General features: G+C 62.4%; 8 protein-coding genes. 5 read left to right on the top strand and 3 right to left on the bottom strand.

The window, feature by feature from the left end; all coding sequences use genetic code 11:
- Positions 1 to 165: 165 nt before the first annotated feature.
- Positions 166 to 738, top strand: coding sequence for a phasin family protein (locus tag HWY05_RS23270; RefSeq protein WP_035546507.1), 573 nt, complete (start codon positions 166 to 168; stop codon positions 736 to 738).
- A gap of 383 nt (positions 739 to 1,121) precedes the next feature.
- Here the strand turns inward: HWY05_RS23270 and lpdA are convergent, their stop codons facing one another.
- From lpdA to aceE, 3 genes are all read right to left on the bottom strand, one after another.
- Entirely contained in the window at positions 1,122 to 2,927 is a 1,806-nt protein-coding gene (gene lpdA, locus HWY05_RS23265) for a dihydrolipoyl dehydrogenase (protein ID WP_176059787.1), read from the bottom strand.
- Between the two features lie 260 nt (positions 2,928 to 3,187).
- On the bottom strand, positions 3,188 to 4,843 hold the full coding sequence (gene aceF, locus HWY05_RS23260) for a dihydrolipoyllysine-residue acetyltransferase (protein ID WP_176059786.1): 1,656 nt from the start codon (positions 4,841 to 4,843) through the stop codon (positions 3,188 to 3,190).
- Positions 4,844 to 4,929: 86 nt separating this feature from the next.
- Positions 4,930 to 7,626, bottom strand: coding sequence for a pyruvate dehydrogenase (acetyl-transferring), homodimeric type (aceE, locus tag HWY05_RS23255; RefSeq protein ID WP_035546513.1), 2,697 nt, complete (start codon positions 7,624 to 7,626; stop codon positions 4,930 to 4,932).
- 275 nt (positions 7,627 to 7,901) lie between these two features.
- Here aceE and fixL point away from each other — a divergent pair, with 275 nt between their 5' ends.
- From fixL to HWY05_RS23235, 4 genes are all read left to right on the top strand, one after another.
- Positions 7,902 to 10,418, top strand: a complete 2,517-nt coding sequence (gene fixL, locus HWY05_RS23250; protein ID WP_208459106.1) for a PAS domain-containing sensor histidine kinase — start codon at positions 7,902 to 7,904, stop codon at positions 10,416 to 10,418.
- On the top strand, positions 10,415 to 11,056 hold the full coding sequence (gene fixJ, locus HWY05_RS23245) for an oxygen response regulator transcription factor FixJ (RefSeq protein WP_035546514.1): 642 nt from the start codon (positions 10,415 to 10,417) through the stop codon (positions 11,054 to 11,056). Before fixL ends, fixJ begins: the two co-directional genes overlap by 4 nt.
- 637 nt (positions 11,057 to 11,693) lie before the next feature.
- Positions 11,694 to 13,034 (top strand): DUF3300 domain-containing protein, encoded by a 1,341-nt coding sequence (locus HWY05_RS23240; protein WP_035546515.1) that lies wholly within the window; start codon positions 11,694 to 11,696, stop codon positions 13,032 to 13,034.
- Positions 13,035 to 13,054: 20 nt separating this feature from the next.
- On the top strand, positions 13,055 to 13,999 hold the full coding sequence (locus HWY05_RS23235; RefSeq protein WP_176059784.1) for a DUF2950 domain-containing protein: 945 nt from the start codon (positions 13,055 to 13,057) through the stop codon (positions 13,997 to 13,999).
- Positions 14,000 to 14,169 lie beyond the last annotated feature (170 nt).

Below are 14,169 nucleotides of genomic sequence, written 5' to 3'. Positions count from 1 at the left end.
TGTGCGGCGCACAAAAAGCGCTTGACATTCCTCACAGCCATCCTAAAATGGGAACCATTGCTGCGATGCACAATACATCGCGGTTCGGCGGGACGAGCTTCAAGGCGTCTCGCCACTTACCCAAAGCGGTCCGCACAGACAGACCGCAATCCAGGAGCGTAAACCATGACTCTGCTGACCCCTGAGCAATTCGCTGCAGCCCAGAAAGCCAACTTTGAAACGCTGTTCGGCCTGACGACCAAGGCATTTGAAGGCGTCGAAAAGCTGGTTGAGCTGAACCTGCAAGTTGTGAAGTCGACGATTGCGGAAAGCCAGGAAAATGCCCAACGCGCGCTGTCGGTCAAGGACGGCCAGGAATTGCTGGCACTGCAAGCCAGCCTCGCGCAACCGGTTGCTGAGAAGGCGCTGTCGTACGGCCGTCACGTGTATGAAATCGTCTCGGCAACGCAAGGTGAATTCACCCGCGTCGCTGAAGCGCAATTCGAAGAGCAAAACCGCAAGGTTCAGTCGCTCGTCGAAAACGTTGCGAAGAACGCACCGGCTGGTTCGGAAACGGCTGTCGCCGTGATCAAGTCGGCGATCACCGCCGCTAACACGACGTACGAAACGGTTCACAAGGCAACGAAGCAAGCTGTTGAAATCGCCGAAAGCAACTTCAATGCAGCCGCAACGGCCGCTTCGAAGGCTGCTTCGCAAGCCGCTGCACAAGCATCGCGCTCGGCCAAGAAGGCCGTCTAAGTTTTTAGACAGCACTAGTTTCAGGCAGCATTCGTAGCACTACACGCCGGCCCCCGCTCTTTCGCGGCGCCGGCGTTATCTTAAGCAACAGCGTCGCGCCGTTGCCGCTCACACGGTGTTAATTGGCTGGACGCTCCGATACGTTGAACGACGTATCGTTTGCCCGGCGAATGGCCGGGATTTTTTTGGGCGCCGGGCCTGATGTGTCCTGCGTCGAACGGTGTCACGGCAGTTGGACGGCAACGCGGTGCTGGTGGGTGGCTTTTGGTTGGTACGTACGTGCGTAAAAGAAAACGGCGCGCCCTTTGCGGGGCGCGCCGTTTTTTCATGGGCTCGAGCTCTGTCGAGCCGCCTGCATGAAGCAGGCGAGCCGAACCGCCCTACTACTTCTTTTTCACCGGCGGCAGATCCGTACAGACGCCTTCGTACAACTCGGCGGCCATGCCGACCGATTCGCCGAGTGTCGGATGCGGGTGGATCGTCTTACCGATATCCGTTGCATCCGCACCCATTTCGATCGCGAGGCAGACTTCGCTGATCAGGTCGCCCGCATTCAGACCGACGATACCGCCGCCGATCACGCGATGCGTTTCCTCGTCGAACAGCAGCTTCGTGAAGCCTTCGTCGCGGCCGTTGGCGATCGCGCGGCCTGACGCGGCCCACGGGAACACCGCTTTACCGAACTTGATGCCGGCGGCCTTCAACTGGTCTTCCGTCTTGCCGGCCCACGCCACTTCCGGATCGGTGTAGGCCACCGACGGAATCTGCAGCGCGTCGAAGTACGCCTTTTCGCCATGAGCGGCTTCGGCGGCGACGTGACCTTCGTGCACGGCTTTGTGCGCGAGCATCGGCTGACCGACGATATCGCCGATTGCGAAGATGTGCGGCACGTTGGTGCGCATCTGCTTGTCGACGTCGATAAAGCCGCGATCCGTCACCGCGACGCCGGCCTTATCCGCGCCGATCTTCTTGCCGTTCGGCGTACGGCCGACGGCGACCAGCACGAGGTCATAGCGCTGCGCTTCGGCCGGGGCTTTTTCGCCTTCGAACGACACGTAGATACCGTCGTCTTTCGCTTCCGCCGCGGTGGTTTTGGTCTTCAGCATGACGTTGGCGAAACGCTTGCTGTTGTACTTTTCCCAGACCTTGACCAGATCGCGATCCGCGCCGGCCATCAGACCGTCGAGCATTTCGACCACGTCGATTTTCGCGCCGAGGGTCGCGTACACCGTGGCCATTTCCAGCCCGATGATGCCGCCGCCGATCACCAGCATGCGTTGCGGAATCTGACGCAGTTCGAGCGCGCCGGTCGAGTCGATCACGCGCGGATCTTCCGGAATGAACGGCAGCTTCACCGCTTCCGAGCCCGCCGCGATGATCGCCTGCTTGAACTTGACGACCTTCTTGCCCGCTTCCGTCTGCACTTCCATGTGATTCGGATCGACGAACGCGCCGGTGCCCGTCACCACTTCGACCTTGCGCATCTTGGCCATACCCGCGAGACCGCCGGTGAGCTTCTTGACGACGCCTGACTTGAAGTCACGGAGTTTGTCGAGATCGATCTGCGGCTTGGCGAACGTGATGCCGTGCGCGCCGAGCGCTTCGGCTTCGTCGATAACGAGCGCCGTATGCAACAGCGCCTTCGACGGAATACAGCCGACATTCAGACAGACGCCGCCGAGCGTCGAATAACGCTCGACGAGCACCGTCTTCATACCCAGATCGGCGGAGCGGAACGCGGCCGAATAACCGCCGGGGCCCGAACCGAGCACGAGCATGTCGCATTCGATATCGGCGCTACCGGACAAGCTACCCGCTTGCGGAGCGGGCGCAGCGGCCTTCGGTGCAGCAGCAGCTTGCGCTGCCTGCGGCTTCGCTTCGGCTTGAGCCGGAGCCTTTTCGGGTTCTTTGGCGGGCGCTTTGGGCGCATCTTTCGCGGGCGCCGCATCGGCCGACGACTCGACCAAAGCGATGACAGTGCCTTGCGAGACTTTGTCACCGGCTTTGACGCGGACTTCCTTGACGGTGCCGGCGATATCGCTGGGCACTTCGATGGAGGCCTTATCGGACTCCAGGGTCATGAGAGCTTGTTCGTTCTCGATGACATCGCCCGGTTTGATATTGACTTCGATGACATCGACGTCTTTGAAGTCACCGATATCCGGCACTTTAACTTCGACGAGACTCATAGTGTCCCCTTCTCTTATTGATCGGTGATGGAAAGAACAAGCCACAAAACAGCCTAAAAGCTGGCAGAAACAAGGACAGAATCAGCCTTTGCTGTCCGCCCAAGGACGCGCCTTTCTTTTGCTTACTTTTCTTTGGAAGACAAAGAAAAGTAAGTGCCGCCCCGCACAGGGGCGACGCTAATAGACCGCCATGAAATCAGGTTCTACAGCGAGACGCGGATAACAACCAAACCCGCGCCCCCGCCCACAACATCACTCGATCAAAGAATCACACGCCGAAAATCGGCAAGAATCGCACCCAGATACGCATTAAACCGAGCCGCCGAAGCCCCATCGATCACCCGATGGTCATACGACAAAGACAGCGGCAGAGTGAGACGCGGAACAAACTGCTTCCCATCCCAAACCGGCTTCATCGCACCGCGCGACAACCCGAGAATAGCGACTTCAGGCGCATTGATAATCGGCGTGAAGTTGGTACCGCCAATCCCACCCAAAGACGAGATCGAGAAGCACCCACCTTGCATCTGATCCGGCTTCAACTTGCCATCACGAGCAAGCTTCGACAGCTCGGCCATTTCCTTGGCGATATCGATCAACCCCTTCTTGTCCGCATCGCGAATAACCGGAACGACCAACCCATTCGGCGTATCAGCAGCAAATCCGATATGGAAGTACTGCTTGAACACCAGGTTATCGCCATCGAGGCTGGCATTGAACGTCGGGAACTGCTTCAACGCGGAGACGACCGCCTTGATAACAAAAGCCAGCATCGTGATCTTGACGCCCGACTTTTCGTTTTCCTTGTTCAATTGCACGCGCAGCGCTTCGAGGTCGGTGATATCCGCTTCGTCGTTATTGGTGACGTGCGGAATCATGACCCAGTTGCGGTGCAGGTTCGCGCCCGAGATCTTCTTGATACGCGACAGCGGCTTCGGATCGACCGGACCGAACTTCGTGAAGTCGACCTTCGGCCACGGCAGCAGATTCAGCTCGCCGCCACCTGCGGCAGCCGGTGCAGCCGCACCCGCCGGCGCAGCACGCTGACCGGTCATCACACCCTTGATGAAAGCGGTGACGTCGGCCTGCGTAATACGACCCTTCGGCCCCGTGCCTTGCACCTGCGCGACATCCACGCCGAGTTCGCGCGAGAACTTGCGCACGGACGGCGACGCGTGGCTCGCGTGACGCGAACCTTCGCCAGCCTGAATCACCGGTGCCTGAGCCAGCGCCGACGGTTGCGCCGGTGCGGGCGACGGCGTGGCCGGCGCGTCGGACGGCTTCTCGACGGCCTGCTTCGGCGCGGGCGCCGCAGCCGGGGCAGCCGCGCCGCCTTCGGCTTCGACCACCACGATCACCGAGCCTTCCGACACGTTGTCACCGACCTTGACCTTCACTTCCTTGACGACGCCGGCGACCGAGCTCGGCACGTCCATGGTCGCCTTGTCGGATTCGAGCGTCACCAGCGACTGCTCTTTCTCGACGCGATCGCCGACCTTCACCGAGACTTCGATCACGGGAATGTCTTTGTAGTCGCCGATATCCGGCACCTTCACGTCCTGCAGACCGCCACCGCTTGCAGCAGGCGCGGCGGCCGGCGCAGGCGCAGCAGCCGGTGCGGGCGCCGGAGCCGGTGCAGCAGCGGGAGCCGGTGCCGGTGCCGCCGCACCACCTTCAGCCGCTTCCAGCACGACGATCAACACGCCTTCCGACACGTTGTCGCCGACCTTGACCTTCACTTCCTTGACGACGCCGGCGGCCGAGCTCGGCACGTCCATGGTCGCTTTATCGGATTCCAGCGTAACGAGCGATTGCTCTTTCTCGACGGTATCACCCGCCTTCACCAGCACCTCGATCACAGGAATGTCCTTGTAATCGCCGATGTCCGGCACCTTGACTTCGATCGCTTGACTCATTGTTAGTGTCTCCTGGGCCGCGCACGCAGCCTGCTCCCGGCAATCGGGAGCAGGCGCGCACGCCGTGGCACACGGGGAAGGATGCCTTAGACGGTCATCGGGTTGGGTTTGGCGGGATCAAGGTTGTACTTCTTGAGCGCCTCGGCGACGACCTTGCGTTCGATCGTGCCTTCATCTGCCAGTGCATTCAACGCGGCAACCGTGACCCAGTAGCGGTCGACTTCGAAGAAGTGACGCAGCTTTTCACGCGTGTCCGAACGACCGTAGCCGTCCGTGCCCAGCACGACGAATTTCTGCGGCACGAACGCGCGGATCTGCTCGGTCAGCGCGCGCACGTAGTCGGTCGATGCGATGACCGGGCCTTGTGCGTCCTTGAGCAGCTTCTCGACGTGCGAGAGCTTCTTTTCTTCGTTCGGGTGCAGCAGGTTGTAGCGCTGCACTTCGTGACCTTCGCGCGCGAGTTCGGTGAAGCTCGGCACGCTCCACAGGTCGGCGGCGACGCCCCAGTCGTTCTTCAGCAGCTCGGCGGCGGCGATCACTTCGTTGAAGATCGTGCCTGCGCCCATCAGTTGAACGCGCGGCGCCTTCGCATCGGCTTCCGCCTTGCTGAACGCGTACATGCCCTTGATGATGTCGGCCGCTACAGCGTCGCCCTGCGGAATCGCCGGGTGCTCGTAGTTTTCGTTCATCACCGTGATGTAGTAGTACACGTCTTCCTGATCCGCGACCATGCGTTGCAGGCCGTCCTGCACGATAACCGCGAGTTCGTAACCGAACGTCGGGTCATAGCTGATGCAGTTCGGCACCGAAGCGGCCCACAGCAGCGAGTGGCCGTCTTCGTGTTGCAGACCTTCGCCGTTCAGCGTCGTACGGCCCGCGGTGCCACCCAGCAGGAAGCCGCGCGAACGCATGTCGCCCGCTGCCCAGCACAGGTCGCCGATACGCTGGAAGCCGAACATCGAGTAGAAGATGTAGAACGGGATCATGGTCTCGCCGTGCGTCGAGTACGACGTCGCGGCAGCGATCCAGTCCGCCATACCACCGGCTTCGTTGATGCCTTCCTGCAGAATCTGACCGGTTTCCGACTCGCGGTAGAACATCAGCTGGTCGGAATCTTCCGGCACATACTTCTGGCCGTCCTGATTCCAGATACCGATCTGGCGGAACAGGCCTTCCATACCGAAGGTACGCGACTCGTCCGGCACGATCGGCACGATGCGCTTGCCGAGGGCCTTGTCCTTCAGCAGGATGTTCAGGATCCGCACGAACGCCATCGTCGTGGAGATCTCGCGGCCTTCGCCCGTGCCTTTCAGCAGCGGCTCGAATGCCGTCAGTGCCGGCACCGGCAGCGACTCAGCCTTCTGACGGCGCGCCGGCAGATAACCGCCCAGGTCCTGGCGGCGAGCGCGCATGTACTCGAGTTCCTTCGAACCTTCTTCGAACTTGAGGTACGGCACGTTGACGAGGTCTTCGTCGGTGATCGGCAGACGGAACTGATCGCGGAATTTCTTCAGCTGATCGACATGCAGCTTCTTCTGCTGGTGGGTGATGTTCATCGCCTGGCCAGCTTCGCCCATGCCGTAGCCCTTGATCGTCTTCGCGAGAATGACGGTCGGCTGGCCTTGCGAATTCGACGCTTCGGTGAACGCAGCATAGATCTTGTGCGGATCGTGGCCGCCGCGGTTCAGGTTCCAGATGTCCTCGTCGGACCATTCGGCGACCAGCGCCTTCAGTTCCGGCGTGTTGAAGAAGTGTTCGCGCACATACGCGCCCGACTCCGACTTGTACGTCTGGTATTCGCCGTCGACGACGTCCATCATGCGGCGCATCAGCGCGCCCGACTTGTCGCGTTGGAACAGCGCATCCCAGCGGCTGCCCCACACCACCTTGATGACGTTCCAGCCGGCGCCGCGGAATTCGCTTTCGAGTTCCTGGATGATCTTGCCGTTACCGCGCACCGGGCCATCGAGGCGCTGCAGGTTACAGTTGATCACGAACACCAGGTTGTCGAGGCGTTCGCGGCCGGCCATACCGATCGCGCCGAGCGATTCCGGTTCGTCCGTTTCGCCGTCGCCGAGGAAGGCCCAGACCTTGCGGCCCGTGGTCTTCGCGATACCGCGCGCGTGCATGTACTTCATGAAGCGCGCCTGGTAGATCGCCATGATCGGGCCGAGGCCCATCGACACGGTCGGGAACTGCCAGAAGTCAGGCATCAGCCACGGATGCGGGTACGACGAGATGCCCTCGCCGCCCACTTCCTGACGGAAGTTGTCGAGCTGGTTTTCGGTCAGACGGCCGAGCAGGAACGCGCGCGAGTACACACCCGGCGACGAATGACCCTGCACGAAAATCAGATCGCCGCCATGTTCGGGCGACGGAGCGTGCCAGAAATGGTTGTAGCCGACGTCATACAAAGTGGCTGCCGACGCGAACGAAGCGATGTGGCCACCGACGTTGGTGTCCTTGCCGGCGCGCAGCACCATGGCAATGGCGTTCCAACGGGTGTACGAACGGATACGGTGCTCGATGTCCTGGTCGCCGGGGATCTTCGCCTGGCGCGCAACCGGAATCGTGTTGATGTACGGGGTGTTAGCCGAGAACGGCAGATGTTCGCCATGCACGCGGGCGAATTCGATCTGTTTCTCGATCAGGTAGTGGGCGCGATCGGGGCCCACAGCAGAAATCACGCCATCCAGCGCTTCCAGCCATTCGCCGGTTTCCTGGGGATCGTCGTCTTTTTCGGCGGCGACATATTTCATGACTTCGTCGGGTACAGCGGACATGCTCGTCTCCTGGATTTAGAGGAACGCTCTTTGAACAGACGACGCGGACGAAGCACGGCCGCGGCAGCTTCGGCCGATTGTAAAAGGGGTCCCGACGTCCGCGCAACAAAATTTTCGAATTGCGAGATCACTTCTCATAATGCGGAAAATTGCTGCGGCGCAACCTGAATTGACTGCCCTTCGACGGATACGTCGGCTAGTTTGCGCCGATTAATGGCACTTTCAGCGCTTTTTTGCGCCATTTGCTAGCGACCTGCTGCGCTACAATGCCACGCATGTTGACCGAACGGCTTTTCGCTCGCTCGGCGCGCACCGCTGGTTCGCCGGCGGATTCGACGCCGTCCTCCCGCTGGCACCATGGACCATGGTGGTCGAATTCCTATTTGCTGACGCCGCTCCTGTCGATCCTGGTGTTCCTGGTCGTCATGAGTCTGATTTTGTGGAGCCTGAATCGGCGCGAACAGCAACAGCAGGAAGACACGCTTTACCGTAATGTCGCGTGGGCGCAGCAGCAGATCCGCCTGTCCATGACGGGCGCGCAGGAACAGATTCAGGCGCTGGCCCGCGATCTGGTCGCCGGCCACGCCGATCCGCATTCGTTCCAGGTGTCCACAACAGACATCATGCAGGGGCATCCCGAGATCCTCTACATGAACTGGTATACGAGTCAGCAGCAGCCGCGCTGGCCCAATACTGCATTGCCCGTGTTCGGCCAGCGTCTCGCCAAACCGAACGACGCGCAAATGGACGAGGCGGTCAAAGCCGCCTTCACCGAGGCGCGCAACACGCGCCGCCAGGTCTACTCCCCGCTGATCTACGACGACGTCGGCAACGGCTACATCACGCTGCAAACGCCGGTGTTCCGCGACCGCGACTTTCTCGGCACGATTGCCGCCGTGTTCTCGGTGGAAGGCATCCTGAAGCACGACATTCCGCCCGAGTTATCGGCTAAATACAAAATCTCGATCATCGACGTGAACAACCGCGAGTTGACCACCACGTCGACCCGCCCGCGCCTGCCGCGCGACATGTTCTACGATCTGCCGCTCGACCCGCCGGGCCAGGGCGTCTCGGTACGCGTCTACGCGTTCCCGCAGATGACCAACTTCACCAACAACACGCTCGTCTGGCTGGTGGCCGGCCTGTCGTGCTTCGTGCTGTGGAGTCTGTGGAGTTTGTGGAAGCACACGCGGCAACGCTTCGAAGCGCAGCAGGCGCTGTACGCCGAAGCGTTCTTTCGCCGCGCGATGGAAAATTCCGTGCTGATCGGTATGCGCGTGCTCGATATGCACGGCCGCATCACCCACGTGAATCCGGCGTTCTGCCGCATGACCGGCTGGGACGAAAGCGATCTGGTCGGCAAGAACGCGCCGTTCGCCTACTGGCCGCGCGATTCGTACCCGGAAATGCAACGCCAGCTCGATATGACGCTGCGCGGCAAGGCGCCGTCGTCGGGCTTCGAACTGCGGGTGCGCCGCAAAGACGGTTCGACGTTCCACGCCCGCCTCTATGTGTCGCCGCTGATCGACAGTTCGGGCCGCCAGACCGGCTGGATGTCGTCGATGACCGACATCACCGAACCGAAACGCGCGCGCGAAGAACTCGCCGCCGCGCACGAACGCTTCACCACGGTGCTCGAAAGCCTCGACGCGGCCGTGTCCGTGCTGGCCGCCGACGAAGCCGAACTGCTGTTCGCCAACCGCTACTACCGTCATCTGTTCGGGATTCGTCCGGACGGCCATCTGGAATTGGCGGGCGGCGGGTTCGATAGCGCACAGGCCTCGTCCGATTCGATCGATATGGTGGATACCTATGCGGGCCTGCCCGCTGCGGCGCTGACCGAAAGCACCGCCGACGCACAGGAAATCTACGTGCAAAGCGCCCAGAAATGGTTCGAAGTGCGCCGCCAGTACATTCAGTGGGTGGACGGCCACCTCGCGCAGATGCAGATCGCGACCGACATCACCACCCGCAAGCAGGCGCAGGAACTGTCGCGCCAGCAGGACGAAAAACTGCAGTTCACCAGCCGCCTGATGACCATGGGCGAAATGGCCTCGTCGCTCGCGCACGAACTGAATCAGCCGCTCGCCGCCATCAATAACTATTGCTCCGGCACCGTGGCGCTGGTTAAATCCGGTCGAACCACGCCCGACAATCTGCTGCCGGTGCTCGAAAAGACGGCCCAACAGGCGGTGCGGGCAGGCATGATCATCCGGCGGATTCGCGAGTTCGTGAAACGCAGCGAGCCGAAGCGGCAAGCCACGCGCGTCGCCGATATCGTCGCGGATGCGGTGGGCCTGGCCGAGATCGAAGTGCGCAAGCGGCGGATTCGCATCGTCACCGATCTGCGCTCGCGTCTGCCGGTGATCTACGTCGACCCGGTGCTGATCGAGCAGGTGCTGGTCAACCTGCTGAAGAACGGCGCCGAAGCCATGGCCGAAGCGCGCCCGAATGCGGTCGATCCGGTGATCCGCGTGGTTGTGCGGCTGGAGAGCGGGTTTGTCTGCATCAGTGTCGTCGACCAGGGTCCGGGCGTCGACGAAGCGACAGCCGAGCGGCTGTTCGAACCGTTTTACAGCACCAAGTCCGATGGTATGGGCATGGGGCTGAACATTTGCCGTTCGATTATCGAATCGCACCGCGGTCGTCTGTGGGTGGTCAACAACGTCGAGTCCGACGGTCACATCACAGGCGCCACGTTCCATTGCAGTCTGCCTATTGGAGAGCCTGACGGCCCGAGCAACGGCGGGTCAGAGGCGCCGACACCACAAACCGTTACGGGAGAGCTATGAACAGCCCAGTCACCACACAGGAAACCGTCTTTGTCGTCGACGACGATGAGGCCGTACGAGATTCGCTGCGCTGGCTACTGGAGGCGAACGGCTACCGCGTGCAATGCTTCTCCGGCGCCGAGCAGTTCCTCGACGCCTGGCATCCGCATCAGCAACCGGGCCAGATCGCGTGTCTGATTCTCGATGTACGGATGTCCGGCATGAGCGGACTCGAATTGCAGGAACGCCTGATCGCCGACAACGCTGTGTTGCCGATCATCTTCGTGACGGGCCACGGCGATGTGCCGATGGCGGTGTCGACGATGAAAAAAGGCGCGATGGACTTCATCGAAAAGCCGTTCGACGAAGCCGAGTTGCGCAAGCTGGTCGAGCGCATGCTCGACAAGGCGCGCAGCGAAAGCACCAGCGTCCAGCAACAGCGCGCCGCCGCCGAGCGCCTGGGCAAGCTGACCGCGCGTGAGCACCAGGTGCTGGAGCGCATCATCGCCGGCCGTTTGAACAAGCAGATCGCCGACGACCTCGGCATCAGCATCAAGACGGTCGAAGCGCATCGCGCGAACATCATGGAAAAGCTCAACGTCAACACGGTCGCCGATCTGCTGCGACTGGCGCTGTCGAACAAGCCGCAACAGGCGTAGTAAGACCGGCAGCGGCGCTCGCCGCTTCACGCCGATCTGAAATCTGAACTGTGGAACACGGCCGGACTCGCAACAGGGTCCGGCCCAAGGCGCCCTCGCCCGCCATGCGTGCGCGCCGCTTTGCTTGCCAGCTTCCCGCCGCTTCTCTGCCCGCTTCTCCGCCGCTCTCCCGCACTGCAGTAAAAATTCAGCGCCTCGCGTCGACACGCCACCTCGTGTGAATCGTTACGCATGACTCAGCCATCGCTTACACCCGTTTGTAACCACGTTTTCCTCTGACGTGATTGACAAGCCTCGCTGCGCGCCCTAATTTAAACAGAGCGCCTTAACGGGAATGGCTGATGCACGATCAACACGGAATGACGTGCCGCGAACGCCGCATGCAGGGTCGACCGACCGTGCAAAGCAACGGCCATCGCACATTCGGCCTATTCGTTCCCTTCCCGCGTCTCACCCGCCTTGCCGTCGCAACGCTAAACGCGTGCCGTCCCGCCTCGCCGCTGCCCGTTTTTAGGCAGTCGGTTGCTCCGCTGTTTGCTCCGCCGTTTGCACCGTCATTTGCTCCATTGCCGTGAACCGGCGCAGCTTTAGCTGCGCATCGACGTCTCGCGTCTTATACAACCGGGAGGATTTCATCGTGAAACGATCCGGAGCACACCGCTCGCGTGTGATGCTGGTTTGCGCCGCTCTGGCCGGGGCGCCACTCTTCGTCGGACTGCTCGCGCCGAGCGCGGTCCACGCGCAAAGCGCGCCGAAGATGTCGAACCAGCAACTCGACTCGCTGACCGCGCCGATCGCGCTGTATCCCGACGCGCTGCTCGCCCAGGTGCTGATGGCCTCGACCTTTCCGCAGGACGTGCAGGCCGCGGCCGCGTGGTCGAAAGCGAACTCGAAGCTGCAAGGCGACGACGCGGTCAAGGCGGTCGCGTCCGAACCGTGGGATCCGAGCGTGCAGTCGCTGGTCGCGTTTCCGCAGGTGCTCGCCACGATGGCCTCGAAACCCGACTGGGTCGCGCAACTGGGCACCGCTTTTCTCGGCCAGTCCAACGACGTGATGGACTCCGTGCAACGCTTGCGCAAGCAGGCGCAGGCCGCCGGCAATCTGAAGACGAGCTCGCAGCAGAAGGTCGTGGTCGAACAGAGCACGATCCAGATCGTGCCGGCCAATCCGCAGGTGGTCTACGTGCCGACCTATAACCCGACGGTGGTGTACGGCACCTGGCCTTACCCCGCGTATCCGCCGGTGTATGTGCCGCCGCCGCCCGGCTATGCGATCGCGAGCGGTCTCGCCGCGGGGCTTGCGTTCGGCGCCGGTGTCGCCGTGGCCAATTCGCTGTGGGGCGGCTTCAACTGGAATACGCATGACGTCAACATCAACGTCAATCGCTACAACAACGTCAACGTGAACAACCGGCTCAACGTCAACAGCAACACGACGAACTGGAACCGCAACGCCAACGTCAATCGCAACGTCAACAACGCGAATCTGAATCGCAACGGCAATAACAACCTCGGCGGTGCGCAGCGCGATGCCTACCGTGGCCGCGACGACGCCCGCGCCCAGGCGCAGCAAACCCTGCAGAACCGCACCGGGCAAAATCTGAGCGGCAATGCGAGCCAGCGCGTGCAAGGGATCCACCAGGGCGGTACGGCGAACGCCGATTTGCAGAATCGCGCGCAGAACGTCAATCGAGATAACGCGCTGCGCGGCGCCGGCGACGGCAACAACGCCCGTCAGGATATGCAGCGTGGCCAGTCGAGCCGCGATTCGCTCGCGAATCGCGGCGGTCAGCAACGCACGGGAGGCGGCGTCGGTGCCAATGGCGGCGGTCAGCAACGTACGGGCGGCGGGCTCGGCGCGAATGGCGGCGGCGTCCAGCGTGGCGGCGGCGGTGGCGGTGGTGGCGGCAGGCTCGGTGGCGGGGGTGGGGGCGGCGCTGGTGGTGGCGGTGGACACCATTTCGGCCGCGGCCGTTGAACGATCAAGAGGAGTCTCTGATGATGCGCTTATCCCCACGCGGCGCGTTGCGCGCCCACCTTGCGACACTTGCCGCCGAGTTCGGCACGGCCGGCACGCTGCTGATGGCGTCGGCCTTGCTGATGGGCGCGCCGGCCGCGCACGCTCAAGCGGTCTACCCCAGCGCCGACGCCGCCGCCAACGCGTTCGTCGACGCCCTCTCGCGTAACGACGAAGGGGCGCTCAAACACGTGCTCGGCAGCGACTACCATCGCTTCATTCCAACCGAAGGCATTGGCCAGGACGATATCTACGAGTTCCTCGGCGCATGGTCGAAGGGTCACCAGATCGTCGACGACCCGGCCACCGGCAACGGCCACCCGACCGCGCATCTGGCTGTCGGCGACAGCGGCTGGACCCTGCCGATTCCGCTCGTGCAGGCCGCACACGGCTGGCGCTTCGATCCGCCCGCGGCGCGCAACGAGATGCTGACGCGCCGCATCGGCCGTAACGAGCGCGCGGCGATCCAGACCTCGCTCGCCTATCTCGACGCGCAAAACGATTATCACAACCTGACGCAGCGCTACGCGGAGCGCTTCGTCAGTACGGCGGGACAGCACGACGGCCTGTACTGGGCGACGGCGCCCGGCGAAACGGAAAGCCCGCTCGGCCCGCTCGCCGCAACGATGCCTAACGGCACGCTGCCCAAAGAGGCCTATCACGGCTATCACTACCGGATCCTGACCGCGCAGGGCGCGCACGCGAAGGGTGGCGCGCAGAACTATGTGGTGAACGGATCGATGACCGGCGGGTTCGGGCTGATCGCGTCGCCGGCCGAGTATGGCAAAACGGGCGTGATGAGCTTTATCGTCAATCAGGACGGTCAGGTTTATCAGAAGAACCTCGGTCCGCAGACCGCACGAACCGCGGCCGCGATCCGGGCGTTCGATCCGGACGATAGCTGGCAGGCGGTGCAGCAGCCTTAAAGGTGGCCATGGGTTGCGGTCGGGCACCTGCCGGCCGCAGCCGCCGCTCGCGGTCGGGCCGCCGGGCCGCTCGCTGTCGAGTCGCTGGGCCGCCGGGCCCGCTCGAACCCCTCAAGCGTGCAACGCGTGATCTACGTCGCTTGCGACCGGGAATCCGTCCACGGCGCGTC

The sequence above is a fragment of the Paraburkholderia sp. BCC1876 genome (genome assembly GCF_902833695.1).
GTDB lineage: Bacteria > Pseudomonadota > Gammaproteobacteria > Burkholderiales > Burkholderiaceae > Paraburkholderia.
This window is presented reverse-complemented; position numbering and strand designations above follow the sequence as displayed.